We start from the raw sequence: 13,388 nt of genomic DNA, 5'->3' as shown, positions 1-13,388 counted from the left end.
GCTACCGGGGCGGCGGCAGTCTGCTGGCCATCACCGCCGCCTGGATCCGTCGCTCCACCCCCAGCTTCGCCAGCAGCCGGGAGATGTTGTTCTTCACCGTCTTCTCGGACAGGAACAGCCGCAGACCGATCTGCCGGTTGGTGAGCCCCTCCCCCACGAGGGTGAGAATGTCCCGCTCCCGCTCGGTGAGTTCGGCGAGCTGGCTGTCGGCGGCGGGGCCGGCGCCGACCTGCCCCGCCTCACCGGCCTCGGGCCCGCGCAGGCTCCGCATCAGTCGCGCCGTCGTCGCAGGGTCGAGCATCGACTGGCCCGAGGCGACGGTGCGTACCGCGGAGACCAGGTCGGAGCCCTTGATCTGCTTGAGGACATAGCCCGCCGCTCCGGCCATGATGGCGTCCAGGAGCGCGTCGTCGTCATCGAACGACGTCAGCATCAGGCAGCTCAACTCGGGCAACAGTGCGCGTAGTTCACGGCAGATGGTGATGCCGTCGCCGTCGGGCAGGCGGACGTCGAGCACGGCGACGTCGGGCCGCAGCGCGGGCCCCCGGGTGAGGGCCTGCGCGGCGGTCGCCGCCTCCCCGACGACCTCCATGTCGGGTTCGGCGCCCAGCAGATCCCGCAGGCCGCGGCGGACCACTTCGTGGTCGTCGAGGAGCAGGATGCGAATGGGCCGGTCCGCGGAGAAACCGGGTGGCTGAGGCATACGTCCCCCTCGGATGTGGTGTCCCTAGATCCTGGGGCCGTGAGGGGTGATCCGCCAGGGCCGAACGGTCCCGATCGGTCCCGCGCGCGGCGCCGTCACGCCGCGTCGTATCCGTAGGGCGCGTAGACGTCGAGGAGCCGGGACCGGGTGACGCTCAGCCGGTGGGCGAGGACCCGGCCGACCCATTGGGCGACGAACGAGCCGAGCGCCGGGTCGGAGGCGCACATCAGGCGGACGGTGAACGCGTCGAACTCGTAGGCGCGCACCGGGGTTTCGGCCGCGGCGCCGAGCTGCCACACATAGGGCGGGAACAGCCAGGACCAGCCGATCAGCTCGCCGTGTCCGAGGGAGTCGACGACGGGCGCGGGCCGTCCCGGCAGCGGTATGTCGAGGGCGACGCTGCCGCTGCGCACGATCCAGAACCGGTCGGCGCGCGAGCCCGCGTCGAAGAGGCGGGTGCCCTGCGGGAAGGCCACCTCGCGGGCGATGCGCATCAGCCGGCCGTGGTGCTCGTCGGGCAGGGTCTGGCTCATGCGCGGGGCCATGGCGGTCATGAGCGGCCTCCTTCCGGGGCTCGGCACGACGGCCGGGAGATCTTCCCTCCGGCGTCCGCGACCCGGGCACCGTGGCTCGACGCCGGGCCCGGGCTGCGAAAGTCGCACTGGTCCGGACCGCCGTCGTGCGATACCTCGACGATCGCCGTCCGCGACCTGCGCGCCCAGGGGCCGAACGGCTCTGGCCTGGGGGCCTGTCGGATCCGGGGCGCCGCCCCTGTTGCTCGTCCACGGTCCGGGGCCTCGGGTGCCCCCCTAGGTCGGGCGGCGTCCCCAGTCGGGTCCGACGCGTCGCCATTCCCGTTCCCAGCCGGCGAGTCGGAGGCGGTCGAGAATGCGGTGCAGGACGAGCCGGACGGCGACGGCGAGCCCGGCGACGGTCGTGGTGACGAGGAGCGCCCTGGCGACGGTGCGCGACCAGATGTCGTCGCCGTTCCACGGTGCCGTGGTGACATCGCCGCGCGCGTCGAGCCAGACCGTGACGGCGTCGCCGTGCTCCAGGCCGGCCTCGACCGGGGCGAGGGCGGTGATCGTGCGGCCCTCCCGGTCGGTCCAGCGCACCGTCACCGGATAGGTCGGGATGTGCTGGACACCGTCGGCGGAGGGCGTGAACTCCGGTGCGTCGTCGAGGAGTCGGGCCCGGACCTGATGGCGGGCGGCGAGCTGGGTGCGGGCGTGGTCACGGGCGTCCGCGTGCGCCGCGCAGCCGCTCACCGCGCCCAGGGCCGGCGCGACCAGGAGGGCGAGCACGCCGAGCAGCAGCGCCGCCCAGGCCTCGACCACATCCGACCTGCGGCGCAGCGGGTTGCCCCGCCATACCCGGCTCGGCCAGTACCTCTTCATGGCCGCCTCCCTGCCTCACGCTCGCGCGGGCGGGCGGCGCGGCACAGGGGCCGAACGACCCCTCGCCCAGGGCCGGTCCGCCTCTGCCGACGGAAACGGCGCGGGTGAGATGGTCCGAGGCACGCCTGCTCCCGCACGCGGCGACGTGCCCGGCGCACGGCTCTCGCCGTGCACCCGGTTCCTGGGGACGGACACGCGTGACCGCTCTCTTGCGTGGAACCCGCGACGGAGCACACCGCTCACGTCATCGAGAGGTTCCGCCATGACCAGCATGCGCGTCCTGACCGTCGGGACGGACGGTTCGCGGGAGAGCATGGACGCCGCCCACTGGGCGGCTCGCGAGGCGCTGCGGCGCGGCCTGCCGTTGCGCCTGCTGCACGCCGACAGCGGAAAGCGGCTCGCGCCGCCGCTGGCCGACGTCGATCTGCCGGGGCGCGGCGTCCTCGACCGCGTCGCACTTCAACTCGCCTACGCGCACCCCGCGTTGGAGATCCTGGCCCGCCGTCGCAGCGCGCCGCCGATCACCGCGCTCCTGGAAGCGGCCACCGTGTCCGAGACACTGGTCCTGGGCTCGCGCGGCTTCACGGGGTACGCCGGGTTCCTCGTCGGCTCGGTGGCACTCGCCGTGACGGCACAGGCCGACCGGCCGGTCGTCCTGGTGCGGGCGGGCGAACTCCCGCAGGACGAGCACGTCCACGACGGCCCCGGGTTCCTGCCGGTGGTGGTCGGCCTCGACGTGACGGCCCCCGCCGACGAGGTGCTGTCGTACGCCTTCGAGGCGGCGGCCCTGCGCGGCACCGAGCTGCACGCCCTGCACGCCTGGACCCTGCCGCCGCTGCGTGGCGACTCGCAGGGCGCGGCGCTGCCGGGGGACGCGGCGCGCCGCGAGACGCTGCGCCGCCGGGCCCTGGCGGGCGCGCTCCAGGTGTGGCGGGCGAAGTACCCGGAGGTCCCGGTGGTGGAGCGGCTGGTGTACGGGCAGCCGGGCCACCACCTCCTGAAGGCGTCGACGGCGGCGAGCCTCACGGTGATCGGGCGCAGCTGCGCCACGGCCCGGCTGGGCTGCACGGCGCATTCCGTGGTGCATCACGTGACCAGCCCGATCGCGGTCGTCCCGCACACGTGAGACCCGGACCGGCCCGCTAGCCCTGGTCCGCCACTGCTCGTAGGCTCGATCTCCCTCGACCGAAAGGCAGTTGGCGCTCCATGACCGCGTTCCGCCCCGCCCCGGCCTGGCTGTCCGACGCCGTGTTCTACCAGATCTACCCCCAGTCGTTCGCCGACTCGGACGGGGACGGGATCGGTGACCTGGGCGGCATCGTCGAACGGCTCGACCATCTGGCCTGGCTCGGCGTCAACACCGTCTGGATCAATCCGTGCTTCGTGTCGCCCTTCCGCGACGCGGGGTACGACGTGGCGGACCATCTGACGGTGGCTCCGCGCTACGGCTCCGGCGACGACCTGGCCGAGCTGGTGGATCTCGCCGGGCGGCGCGGCATCCGGGTGCTGCTCGACCTGGTCGCCGGGCACACCTCGGACCGGCACCCCTGGTTCCGCGCGGCCGTGGACGACACCGCCGACCACCGCTACATCTGGACCGCGGACGGCGTCCCGGACGGCTTCGTGCCCTCCCCCGGCACTCGTGCGGGCGCGTATCTGCCGAACTTCTTCGACTCGCAGCCCGCCCTCAACTTCGGTTACGCCCGCGAGAGTTCGCAGGAGCCCTGGCGGCAGCCGGTGGATGCCGAGGGGCCGCGCGCCAACCGGGCGGCGCTGCGCGACATCATGGACCACTGGCTGCGTCTGGGGCTGTCCGGGTTCCGGGTCGACATGGCGGCGTCGCTGGTGAAGGACGACCCGGACAAGCGGGCGACCTCGGCCGTCTGGACCGAGCTGCGGCACTGGCTCGACCGCACTCATCCGCAGGCGGTTCTGCTGTCCGAGTGGGGCGACCCGCAGGTGTCCGTACCGGCCGGATTCCACGCCGACTTCTTCCTCCAGTTCGGTGGCCCCGCGGACGGCCTGCCGATGCGTTCGCTCTGGAACAACGGGGCGGGCACGATCAATGACGCGTGGGATCCGCTGGACTGCTTCTTCGACGCCTCGGGACGCGGATCACCCCGCCCGTTCGTCGAGGCCTGGCGCGCGGCGACCACCGCCCTGGGCGACACCGGCTTCGTGTCCCTGCCCACCGCCAACCACGACTTCTCCCGCCTCAACTGCGGTCCCCGCACGGCCGGTCAGCTCCCGGCAGCGTTCGCGTTCCAGCTCACCTGGCCGACGCTCCCGGCGATCTACTACGGCGACGAGATCGGCATGCGGTACGTGCCGGGCCTGCCCGACACCGAGGGCAGCGTCCTCGGCCCGCACTACAACCGGGCCGGTTCCCGTACGCCGATGCAGTGGGACGACGGTCCGGGCGCCGGCTTCTCGACCGCGCCCGAGGAGCGCTTCTACCTGCCGCTCGACCCCGACCCGCACCGCCCCTCGGTCGCCGCGCAGCGCGCCGACGAGCACTCCCTGGTGCATCTCGTGCGCCGTCTCGTCGCACTGCGCAGGTCCAGCCCGGCGCTGGGCCACGACTCCCCCGTCGAGGTGCTGCACGACGGCCATCCCTTCGTGTACGTCCGCGGGGACCGGTTCCTCGTGGTCGTCAATCCAGGCGCGCAGCAACAGAGCTGGAGCGCGGACGACCAGCGGCTGGCCGGGGCGCGGGAGGTCGAGGCGGACGGCGTGCGAGTGACCGGGGACGGGGTCACGGTCAAGGCGGACGGATTCGGCTACGGGATCTTCGCGCTGCCGGAGAGCTGACCCGACGGCACGGCCGCGCGCCTGTCCGGAGCCGCGGACGATCCCGGCAGCGGGAGGCGCGCGGCTTGAACTGATCGCCCGGCTTCGACGCCCCGCCTCAAATGATCAAGACTTCGCGTCATGCGATACGGCGTCAACCTCCTCAACTTCGGCTCCGGCACGACCCCCGAGAACCTGGTACGCCAGGCCACGGACGCCCGTGACCTCGGGTTCACCCTCGCGATGATCTCGGACCACATCGCGGTCACCCCGGACGTGCACTCCGTCTACCCGGCCCCGTTCTACGACCAGTTCCTGCTCGCGGCCCATCTCGCCGGACGGGTGCCCGGCCTCGCTCTCGGCACGACGATCACCGTGATCCCCTACCGGCATCCGCTGCACACGGCCCGGCTCGCCGCCAACCTGGACCAGCTGACCGACGGCGGGTTCGTCCTCGGCGCGGGCGTCGGCTGGTCGGCCGCCGAGTACCGCACGCTGGGCGTGCCGTTCGAGGAGCGCGGGGCCATCACCGACGAGTACCTCACCGCGATCCGGGCGGCCTGGACGCAGGACCCGTGCAGCTTCGAGGGGCGGTACGTGTCCTTCGAGGGCGTCCGCACGGCGCCGGCCCCCGCGACGTCGCCGCACCTGCCGGTCTGGGTGGGCGGCGACTCCCCCGCGGCGCTGCGCCGGGCGGCGCGGCTCGGCGAGGCGTGGCATCCGTTCCGGCCGACGCTCGCGGGGCTGCGCGAGCGGCTGCCCCGGCTGGCGGAGGAGGCGGAGCGGGCGGGGCGCCCGGTGCCGGAGTTCGCGCCGCGCGTCCAGGTGGCGGTGGGGTCCGTGCCCGACACGGACGACCGGCCGTTGGGGCACGGCAGCATCGAGCAGATCCGGGCCGATGTGGAGACGCTCGCGGAACTGGGGGCCACCCACGTGCTCTTCGACACGTATCCGGGAGACCCCGCGGCCCGGGGCAGCGCCGAGGACGACCGGCGCCTGCTGGAACTGCTGGCCGAAAAGGTGCTCATTTCAAGCCCCGTCGGCGGCTGAGGGACGGGACCCGGACGGGCCCCGTGGCCGTCACCAGGTCACCGGCAGCTCCCGCGGGCCACGGATGAACCCCTTGCTCTGCCAGACGATGTCGCCCGGATCGCCCGCGAGACGCAGCTCGGGGAAGCGGGCGAGCAGCCCGGCCAGCATCACCTCGGACTCCATCCGGGCCAGCATCGCGCCGATGCAGTGGTGCGGGCCGTGTCCGAAGGAGAGGTGCGCCGTGCCCGTACGGTCGAAGTCGACGGTGTCCGGGTCCGGGAAGGCGTCGGGGTCGCGGTTGGCCGCGAGGTACGAGGCGTAGACGGCTTCGCCGCGGCGGATGAGGACGCCGCCGACCTCGACGTCCTCGGTGGCGACGCGGGGCAGCCCCACGCCGTTGCGGTGCGGGATGTGCCGCAGGAGTTCGTCGACCGCCCCCGGCAGCAGCGCGGGTTCGGCCCGCAGCCGGTCGGCGAGCTCCGGGCGGGTGAGCAGCATGTAGACCATGTTCGCGCTGTTGTTGCGGACCGCGTGAGCGCCGCTGACCAGTACGGCGGTGGCCAGGGAGACGGTCTCCGCGTCGCTGATCTCACCGGCGTCCCGGGCCCGTGCGAGCACGGAGGCGAGATCGTCGTCGGTCGAGCCCGCCCGCGAGGCGAGGAGTTCGACGATGTACTGCCGCATGCGTTCCTTCGCGGCCTCGCTGGACTTGGGCCCGGGCCCGGCCGACAGGATCACGTCGGGCCAGTCGGCGAGCCGCGCGCGGTCCTCGGGCGGGACGCCCAGCAGATCGCTGACGACGGCCAGCGGGAACGGTCCGTGCAGGTGCGCCACCAGGTCGGCCGGCGCTCCCGCCTCCTCCATCGCGTCGAGCAGTTCGGCCGCGGTGCGCTCGGCGAGGGGCCGCAGCCCCTTCATGGTGCGGCCGGTGAACGCCTTCGTCATCACCTTCCGCAGCCGCGTGTGCTCGGGCGGATCCGCGTAGTTGAGGCCGACGGTGGCGGCGACGCGGTGCGCCATCATGCCGTTGACCTCGCGGCCGACGAGCGCGGAGCGGCTGAAGCGCGGGTCGGAGGTGACCAGGCGCACGTCCTGGTAGCGGGTGACCAGCCAGGCGTGCTGCTCCTGCCCGAACGGCATGCGCACCCGCGCCACCGGTTCCTCGCGCAGCACGTCGGCCAGCAGCGGATCGAAGGTGAGCTCCGGCAGATCCTCCAGGGCCCATTCGCGTACGGTGTCGGCGGTGTCGTTGTTCACGCGGCCATGCCTTCCCCGCGCCCGCACCGGAGCACTCCGGGCCCGCCGGTCCGCCGCCTGATCGGACGACCGGCCCCAGGCGGCGACCGTCGGACGGATGCCACCGGCACGCAAACGAGTCGCAAGCGTTGCGCTAATCTTGCGTTCCATGACGCGCAGACTTGCTCAGGTGGCGAAGAAGGTCGGAGTCAGCGAGGCCACGGTCAGCCGGGTGCTCAACAACAAGCCGGGTGTCTCGGAAGCGACGAGACAGGCGGTGCTGACCGCCCTCGACGTCCTCGGCTACGAGCGGCCGACGCAGCTGCGCGGCGAGCGGGCCCGACTGGTCGGACTCGTCCTGCCGGAGCTGCAGAACCCGATCTTCCCGGCGTTCGCCGAGGTGATCGGCGGCGCGCTCGCCCAGCAGGGGCTCACCCCGGTGCTGTGCACGCAGACCAAGGGCGGGGTCTCGGAGGCGGACTACGTGGAACTGCTGCTGCAGCAGCAGGTGTCCGGCGTGGTGTTCGCGGGCGGCCTGTTCGCGCAGGGCGACGCCGAGCACGGGCACTATCAGCGGCTCGCCGAGCGCAAGGTTCCCGTGGTGCTCGTCAACGCGTCGATAGAGCGGCTCGGCTTCCCCTGCGTGGCGTGCGACGACGCGGTCGCGGTCGAGCAGGCGTGGCGGCACCTGTCGTCCCTCGGGCACGAGCGCATCGGTGTCGTCCTCGGCCCCGACGACCACATCCCCTCGCGGCGCAAGCTGGTCGCGGCGCGTGCGGCCGCCCGGGCCGCGGGCGGGAAGCTGCCGGACGACGCGGTCGAGCGGGCGATGTTCTCGCTGGAGGGCGGGCACGCGGCGGCGGCCCGGCTGCTGGCCCGCGGCATCACCGGCATCATCTGCGCCAGCGACCCCATCGCGCTCGGCGCCGTGCGTGCCGCGCGCCGCGCCGGTCTGTCGGTGCCCGGTGACGTCTCGGTGGTCGGGTACGACGACTCGGCGTTCATGAACTGCACGGAGCCGCCGCTGACCACGGTGCGCCAGCCCATCGAGGCGATGGGCCGCGCCGCGGTCGAGCTGCTCGTCGCGCAGATCCAGGGCGGCGCGGTGCCGCCCGGCGAGCTGCTCTTCGAGCCCGAGCTCGTGGTGCGCGGCTCGACGGCACCGCCGCCGGCGACCGCGTAGCACGGGACGCCGGGACGGGGGCGACAAGATTCGGACACCTCGGGTCCGCCGGACATCGGCGGACCCGGGTGCCCATATCCCGCACAAACCCACTTGGTCATTCTTTTTGCGATGCACACGCGGCATCTTGCAGTCATTCAGCACCGTCACAGCGGCGCCGCATACGACACCTTCCAGTCGGCGGCACCCCGCCCACCAGTGACGCTCTCGACGACGGCCACCCGCCCGGTGACACGGCGGCGGGGCCGCGGGCGGCCCGCGGCGTAGGAAGCGCTACGCCGTTCGGCCACTCGCGCGGGCCCGACGGACCAGCAAGGCGTACGCCGAACCGGCCGTGCGTTCGACCATAAGGGCCGGGAAGGGCCTTTACGAGGACTGCGACATATGCCAGAAGCACCACCGCATCGTGTATGGCCAAATCCCTTACGGGGTCCGGCGGCCTGTGCCAAAGTCGTAACCGGTCCTTCCGTCCGCCGCGGCCACCCGTGCCAGCATCGGAGTTCGTCATGCCCCCCCATGTCTTCGCGGACCGCCCCGCCGGCCAGCCGCCGGAGCGTGGCACGGTCGACGCGCTGATCTCGCAGACACGCCGGCTGCTCGGCGACGTCGACGCGGTCCGCCGCGAGACCGCGGGCTCCACCGGCGACGAGGCGGACGCCGAGACCCGGTGGCAGCGCGCCCTCTACGAGCTGGCGGTGCATCAACTCAGCGATCTGGACCGGCACTTGGCCCAGCTGCGGGAGGACCCGACAGCCCGTGCCGGACTGCCGCCCCGGCACACCGCCGCCGAGTCTCAGCAGGGATCACTGCTGAGCCGGGTCGGCAGTGCCGAGTGGAACCTGCTCACCGACGAGGCCAGCTGGTCCGGGGAGCTCTACCAGATCTTCGGCCGGGACCCGGCCGCGCCCGCGCTCACCCTCGACGAGCTGCCGGCCCTGGTGCACGCCGACGACCAGTCGAAGCTGACCACGATGGTCACGGACTGCCTGATCGACGGCAAGCCGATCGACGGGGAGTTCCGCGTCGTGCACCCGGACGAGTCCGTGCGCACGGTGCACATGATGGGCGAGCCCGTGCTCGACGCCGACGGCTCGACCACCTCCATGTGGGCGGTCGTGCGCGACGTCAGCGAACTGCGCCGCAGCCAGCGTGCGGTGAGTGAGACCCGTGACTCGCTCCAGCGCCAACGGCACATCGCGCAGACCGAGCACCGGCTCGCGGTCGAGCTGCAGGAAGCCGTGCTACCGCCGTGGCGTGGCTCCCTGCGGCTCCCGCGCGGCGGCCCCGGCGCGGCCGACGGCCGGGCCGCACTCGATGTCGCCGCCCTCCACCTCCCCTCCACCACCGACAGACTGATCGGCGGCGACTGGTACGACGCCATCGAACTGCCCGACGGGCAGGCTTTGTTGGCGATCGGCGACCTGGCCGGACGCGGCGTCGCGGTCGCCTCCGGCACGGCGATGCTGCTCGGCGCCGTACGCGGCATGGCCGTCTGCGGCGCCGAACCGGGCGAACTGCTCGGCAGACTGAACCACCTCCTCGATGCCTCCGCAGGGCCCTCCCTCGCCAGCGCCCTGTGCTGCCGGTACGACCCGGCGGCCCGAACACTGGCGTGGGCGCAGGCGGGACACCCCGCCCCGCTGCTCTTCCGCGACGGGACGGGGCGTGCGCTCACGCCTCCTGAGGGTGTTCTCCTCGGCGTGACCTCCGGCGCCGTCTACGGACAGGCGGACCGGACGCTGCGCGAGGGCGACGTCCTGCTGCTGCACACCGACGGCCTGGTGCCGCGGCACGACAACAGAGCCGACGGAGCCGATGACACCGCCGAGGGCCGATGGAGCGCTCTGGCACCACGCCTGACCGCGGCCCGTGACGCACAGGAGTGCCTGCGTCTGGTCGTGGACGAGTTCGGCGCGGATGAGCGCGACGACGACTCCTGCGTGCTCGTCGCCCGGATCGGTTCCTGACGACGTACTGGACGTACGGGAAGATGTGCCGATCCTCGTCCGGGGCTCAGGCCTGGACGCGCTTCCCTGTCGCTCCCTTCGGCAGGGCCAGCTTGATCTCGCGCCGCAGATCCTCGATCTTCTGATAGCCCGCGAACTGGCCAGTGAGCCGGTACATCTCGCGCAGCCGGTCCCAGGTGCGATGCGACGAGTTCGATCCCATCGACGACAGGGCCAATCGCGCGTACCGGTCCGCCTGTTCGGGATCGTCGGCGATGAAGCAGGCCGACGCCATCGACAGGTGGTCGAAGATCTTCGAACGGTCACGGCCGCCCGCCCGCAGCTCGAGGGCCTCCCTGGCATGGCGCTGTGCGATGACCGCGGCGCCCGGCTCGTGCTCGGCGAGGGTGCGGTAGGCGAGGGCCTGCATGCCGTGCAGATCCGCCTCGTCGAACATCTGCATCCAGCTCGGCGGTGCCACGTCACCCCGGTCCGAGACGAAGAGGTCCTCCGCCTCGCCGAGGGTGCGGCGCATCGCCTGGCCCTTGCCCATCGACGCCTGTGCCCAGGCCTCGATGGTGTAGAGCATCGCCCTCGTCCGGGGCAACACCTCGTCGCCCGCACCGGACTTGGCCAGCTTCATGAGGTCCAGCGCCTCGTCGGGCGCGCCCAGGTGGATCTTCTGGCGGGCGGCCCGCGAGAGGGCTTCGCCGGCGCGCGGCCGGTCGCCGCCCTCGCGCGCGGCGTGCGCGGCGATGATGAAGTACTTCTGGGCCGTGGGCTCCAGACCGACGTCGTGCGACATCCAGCCCGCGAGCACGGCGAGATTGGCGGCGACGCCCCACAGGCGCCGCTGCAGATGGTCGGGGTGGCGGTAGGAGAGCATTCCGCCGACTTCGTTGAGTTGGCCGACGACTGCCTTGCGCTGCAACCCGCCGCCGCGGGAAGCGTCCCAGGCCCGGAACACCTCGACCGAGCGCTCCAGTTCCTCGATCTCCTGCGACCCGATGGGGGCGGCCTCGTAGCGGTCGAACCCAGCGGGGTCGGCGTGCAGGGGATCGTGGTTCCTGGGGGCGTCGGCCGCGAGGGCCGGGTCGGTGTGCAGCCAGTCGTGCATGGCGCTGCTGAGTGCGGATCCTGCGGCGAGCGCGGCACCCGCGCCCACCAAGCCGCGTCGGTTGAGCATGAGGTCCATTCCCGTGAATTCGGTGAGGACCGCAGCTGTCCGCTCGGGCGCCCACGGCACTCCGTCGGGACCCTGTTGCTCCAGGTCCCCGCCGCCCTGCCGTTTCCCCGTGCGCCCGTGTCGGACAAGACCGAGATCCTCGATGGTCACGACACGGCCGAGTCGCTCGGTGAACAGCGCCGCCAGCACCCGCGGTACCGGATCGCGCGGGATCTCTCCCATGTCGATCCAACGCCGCACTCGCGAGGTGTCCGTCGCCAGTTGAGGGTGGCCCATGGCCGCCGCCTGCCGGTTGACGAGTCGCGCGAGTTCGCCCTTGGACCAGCCGGCCAGGCCGAACAGGTCGTTCAGACGGGTGTTGGGTTGTCCGCTCACGTAAGCCCCCAGGTTCTCGGCTGAAGTTGACAGTAGCCCTCTGTCAGTTGCTGAGCGACTATTCGCCAGGGTTCGCCAGGGTGCGCCAGCTGTTGTGCTCCCGGCACCGGGGTGTCAGGTAGGAATGCGCCACCCCGACCCGGTCGCCGCAGGGCATTCCCCAGGGTGTACCGCATCGGCCGGGCCGGGCGGCGCAGGCAACTCGTCGGCACGCGAAGGGATCTGTATCGCCCATGTACGCAGCATCGTCCTCCGTGTCCGCCCCGCCCCGGCCGCCCCGCCCCGCCCGTCCGGCGGTGTCCGGCAGCGGCCCGTACCTCGACCCCATGCGGCCCGCGACCGCGGCGCTCGGAGGCGTCGGCCGGCCGCGTCGTGCCCCGGGGCTCGGCACGCAACCCCTCAGCGGGAGACTCGACTTGTCCGGCCCTCAGGGCGCCCAGCTGCGCACGGCGATCGCCTCGGTGCACCGGATCTGCCCGGAGTTCCATCCGGTGCAGGTGCTGCGCCGCAGTGCGCGCTCCGTGCTGCTCGTCGGAACCACCGGGCGCAGCACCGCCGTCGCGAAGTGTTTACTGGACCACTCCCCCGTGTGGACGGAGCGGATCCGGCACGAGATAGCCGCATACCGATCGTTCGTCCGACACCGGCCGCCGGTGCGGGTACCGCGTCTGATCGCGGCCGACCCGGACAACGGCACGCTGGTGATCGAGCGGATGCCCGGCCGGGTGGCGGCCCTGCAGCGTCACCCGGTCGAGGCACCTCCGCGGACGGACGTGCGCGCCGCGCTCGGCGCGATCTGCCGGCTCAATCAGTGGCGGCCTCCGGCGGGCACCTTCGACGCGCCGCTGGACTACGCGGAGCGGATCAACCGGTTCCATGACCTCGGTCTGCTGACCGACCGCGACATGGGCGACCTGCAGAAGCTGCTGCACGGCATCGCTCACACCTCGGGCCGCGGCGGCATGGGCCAGTTCTGCCACGGTGACGCCCTGCTGTCGAACGTCCTGCTCTCCCCCGCGGGTCCGGTGCTCGTGGACTGGGAGCACGCGGGCTGGTACCTGCCGGGCTACGACCTGGCGACCCTGTGGACCGTGCTGGGCGACGCCCCGGTGGCGCGGCGGCAGATCAGTCAGCTCGCGCAGTCCGGCGGCCCGACGGCGCGTGACGCGTTCCTGGTCAATCTGATGCTCGTACTGACCCGGGAGATCCGTACCTACGAGACGGCCGTGCAGCGTTCCCTGCACGAGCAGACCCCGGCGGCACCGGTTCCGGCCCACCCCGGTGCTGCGCCGTCCGGCGAGGAGCAGCGGCTGTTGCTGCGCCGGCTGCACGACGACTGCAACATGGCCCGCAAGGCGGTCCGTGCGGCGGTCGGCACTCGCTGACGGGGACGCGGGTCCGCGGTGCGCCCGGGAGGAAGACGGTGCACCGCGGATCTTCGTGGTTCTGGACGGGCGGCTGCAGGAGCCGTGGATCGGTGAACTCCACGCGGGCGTGGGGGAAGCGGAGCACTCCGCTTCCCCCACGCCCGTTCTCGTGT

Annotated in this window: 11 protein-coding genes; 6 read left to right on the top strand and 5 right to left on the bottom strand. The window is 72.7% G+C overall.

Annotation, left to right across the window (positions count from 1 at the left end):
• Nucleotide 1 precedes the first annotated feature (1 nt).
• The 3 genes from ACQUQD_RS37895 to ACQUQD_RS37885 all read right to left on the bottom strand — a co-directional run bounded on the left by ACQUQD_RS37895 (nt 2) and on the right by ACQUQD_RS37885 (nt 2,100).
• Nucleotides 2–703, bottom strand: a complete 702-nt coding sequence (locus ACQUQD_RS37895) for a response regulator (protein ID WP_428956750.1) — start codon at nt 701–703, stop codon at nt 2–4.
• A 95-nt stretch (nt 704–798) separates the two neighbouring features.
• On the bottom strand, nt 799–1,257 hold the full coding sequence (locus tag ACQUQD_RS37890; protein WP_428956749.1) for a Crp/Fnr family transcriptional regulator: 459 nt from the start codon (nt 1,255–1,257) through the stop codon (nt 799–801).
• A gap of 255 nt (nt 1,258–1,512) precedes the next feature.
• Nucleotides 1,513–2,100, bottom strand: coding sequence for an Rv1733c family protein (locus ACQUQD_RS37885; protein ID WP_428956748.1), 588 nt, complete (start codon nt 2,098–2,100; stop codon nt 1,513–1,515).
• A gap of 262 nt (nt 2,101–2,362) precedes the next feature.
• Between ACQUQD_RS37885 and ACQUQD_RS37880 the strand changes: the two genes are divergently transcribed.
• The 3 genes from ACQUQD_RS37880 (at nt 2,363) to ACQUQD_RS37870 (ending at nt 5,940) form a co-directional block, all read left to right on the top strand.
• Entirely contained in the window at nt 2,363–3,226 is an 864-nt protein-coding gene (locus ACQUQD_RS37880) for a universal stress protein (RefSeq protein WP_428956747.1), read from the top strand.
• Between the two features lie 80 nt (nt 3,227–3,306).
• Complete coding sequence (locus ACQUQD_RS37875; protein WP_428956746.1) at nt 3,307–4,911, top strand: alpha-amylase family glycosyl hydrolase; 1,605 nt, start codon at nt 3,307–3,309, stop codon at nt 4,909–4,911.
• 120 nt (nt 4,912–5,031) lie between these two features.
• Nucleotides 5,032–5,940, top strand: a complete 909-nt coding sequence (locus tag ACQUQD_RS37870) for a TIGR03619 family F420-dependent LLM class oxidoreductase (protein WP_428956745.1) — start codon at nt 5,032–5,034, stop codon at nt 5,938–5,940.
• A 30-nt stretch (nt 5,941–5,970) separates the two neighbouring features.
• On the opposite strand, the gene ACQUQD_RS37865 is transcribed toward ACQUQD_RS37870, so the two are convergent.
• The gene (locus ACQUQD_RS37865; RefSeq protein ID WP_428956744.1) at nt 5,971–7,179 is read right to left on the bottom strand and encodes a cytochrome P450; all 1,209 of its coding nucleotides are present in this window, start codon (nt 7,177–7,179) and stop codon (nt 5,971–5,973) included.
• Nucleotides 7,180–7,327: 148 nt separating this feature from the next.
• On the opposite strand from ACQUQD_RS37865, the gene ACQUQD_RS37860 reads away from it, so the two are divergent.
• Both ACQUQD_RS37860 and ACQUQD_RS37855 read left to right on the top strand, forming a co-directional pair.
• A complete protein-coding gene (locus tag ACQUQD_RS37860) occupies nt 7,328–8,341 on the top strand; it encodes a LacI family DNA-binding transcriptional regulator (protein WP_428956743.1) in 1,014 nt (337 codons plus the stop codon).
• 506 nt (nt 8,342–8,847) lie between these two features.
• On the top strand, nt 8,848–10,308 hold the full coding sequence (locus ACQUQD_RS37855) for a PP2C family protein-serine/threonine phosphatase (RefSeq protein ID WP_428956742.1): 1,461 nt from the start codon (nt 8,848–8,850) through the stop codon (nt 10,306–10,308).
• Between the two features lie 46 nt (nt 10,309–10,354).
• Here the strand turns inward: ACQUQD_RS37855 and ACQUQD_RS37850 are convergent, their stop codons facing one another.
• On the bottom strand, nt 10,355–11,848 hold the full coding sequence (locus tag ACQUQD_RS37850; protein ID WP_428956741.1) for a DNA-binding protein NsdB: 1,494 nt from the start codon (nt 11,846–11,848) through the stop codon (nt 10,355–10,357).
• Nucleotides 11,849–12,081: 233 nt separating this feature from the next.
• Between ACQUQD_RS37850 and ACQUQD_RS37845 the strand changes: the two genes are divergently transcribed.
• Complete coding sequence (locus ACQUQD_RS37845) at nt 12,082–13,233, top strand: aminoglycoside phosphotransferase family protein (RefSeq protein ID WP_428956740.1); 1,152 nt, start codon at nt 12,082–12,084, stop codon at nt 13,231–13,233.
• Nucleotides 13,234–13,388 lie beyond the last annotated feature (155 nt).

This window comes from Streptomyces sp. cg35 (genome assembly GCF_050410835.1).
Lineage (GTDB): Bacteria > Actinomycetota > Actinomycetes > Streptomycetales > Streptomycetaceae > Streptomyces.
Note: the sequence above shows the minus strand (reverse complement) of the source record. Positions and strands in the feature narration are given on the sequence as shown.

Bases quoted from the DNA above. Each gene is read 5' to 3' on its own strand.
- ACQUQD_RS37895 (WP_428956750.1), bottom strand. From the start codon at position 703: ATGCCTCAGCCACCCGGTTTCTCCGCGGACCGGCCCATTCGCATCCTG.
- ACQUQD_RS37890 (WP_428956749.1), bottom strand. From the start codon at position 1,257: ATGACCGCCATGGCCCCGCGCATGAGCCAGACCCTGCCCGACGAGCAC.
- ACQUQD_RS37885 (WP_428956748.1), bottom strand. From the start codon at position 2,100: ATGAAGAGGTACTGGCCGAGCCGGGTATGGCGGGGCAACCCGCTGCGC.
- ACQUQD_RS37880 (WP_428956747.1), top strand. From the start codon at position 2,363: ATGACCAGCATGCGCGTCCTGACCGTCGGGACGGACGGTTCGCGGGAG.
- ACQUQD_RS37875 (WP_428956746.1), top strand. From the start codon at position 3,307: ATGACCGCGTTCCGCCCCGCCCCGGCCTGGCTGTCCGACGCCGTGTTC.
- ACQUQD_RS37870 (WP_428956745.1), top strand. From the start codon at position 5,032: ATGCGATACGGCGTCAACCTCCTCAACTTCGGCTCCGGCACGACCCCC.
- ACQUQD_RS37860 (WP_428956743.1), top strand. From the start codon at position 7,328: ATGACGCGCAGACTTGCTCAGGTGGCGAAGAAGGTCGGAGTCAGCGAG.
- ACQUQD_RS37855 (WP_428956742.1), top strand. From the start codon at position 8,848: ATGCCCCCCCATGTCTTCGCGGACCGCCCCGCCGGCCAGCCGCCGGAG.
- ACQUQD_RS37845 (WP_428956740.1), top strand. From the start codon at position 12,082: ATGTACGCAGCATCGTCCTCCGTGTCCGCCCCGCCCCGGCCGCCCCGC.